1 protein-coding gene is annotated in these 1,078 nt (G+C 29.2%); it reads right to left on the bottom strand.

The window, feature by feature from the left end; translation table 11 throughout:
• Window positions 1-198: 198 nt before the first annotated feature.
• A partial coding sequence (locus HU235_RS12855) for a glycosyltransferase family 2 protein (protein WP_174880457.1) occupies window positions 199-1,078 on the bottom strand: 880 nt, incomplete at its 5' end.

Genomic DNA, 1,078 nt, shown 5'->3' with positions numbered 1-1,078 from the left:
GAGTATTTATTTAGGAATTTTTAGTACAATCAGTTTTATTATTTTAGAAACTAAACTGAAACATATCTATTAATAAGTTAAACCCATCAATAGTGTAGGATTTTCAAGCATTGTAAGCAGTATTTACAACCTAGATATGACTCATTCAAAACCATGTCAAAGGAGTTACTAAAATCCTCTTCATTCTCCATTACAAATTTATTTTTGATTATGATATCTCCTGTTAAAAGTAATAATTAACTCATCAATATAGTATTTATATAACTTTTGATAAAAATTAGGAAAAAGCATTTTTATATATACTGCAGTTTTTTTAAATATGCTAAATTCTTGATAAAAGCTATTTTCCTTTATACTTTTAAGATCCTTTTGCAAGATTGCCTTTTTAAATTCATAATATTTTATCTTTTCTTCTATTGCTTCTTTATATTTACCTTTTGTGTAGCTATTAAATTCATTAAGCATATGAATAAGTTTATTTGAATTATTGATCTGTTTAATCGTTTTATCATTACCGGATATTTGAAGTTGTGACCAGCCACCTTTAACTCCGATTCGATAGGCTGCCAAAACTTCATCTATATAATATGCATACCCTTTACTAGATAAGTAGATTTGTAATGGAAAATCTCCTACTGGTGATTTAGTATAAAAATCTGGAGGGTTCTCCATTAACCTTTTGGGATATAACAAAGAGACCGTCCCTACAAAATATCCCCCTCCAAGAATCATATCTGTCGTTGGAGCAACTGTACTTTTTTGATATGGTCTTTCATAGCCTATTTTAGCCTTATCAATTCGAACTTTCTCAACAGTATGTGCACATAAAGTACAATCGGGGTTACTTTCCATGTAATCAACTTGTTTTTGGAGTTTAAATGGACTGATCCAATAGTCATCTCCCTCACAAGTAGCAATATACTTTCCTTTTGCTCTTTTGATATTGTAATTTCCTACCTTAACTCCCTTAGAGTACTGATTTACTGTTTGATAAATCGGTTTAATTAAATCTGGATACTTATCCTCATACATTTTAATAATTTCAGGAGTTCTATCAGTAGATGCATCATCATAAATA

It is taken from the genome of Metabacillus niabensis, assembly GCF_902829255.1.
GTDB lineage: Bacteria > Bacillota > Bacilli > Bacillales > Bacillaceae > Metabacillus > Metabacillus niabensis.
The sequence above is the reverse complement of the archived record's forward strand: the minus strand, read 5'-3'. Positions and strand labels throughout refer to the sequence as shown.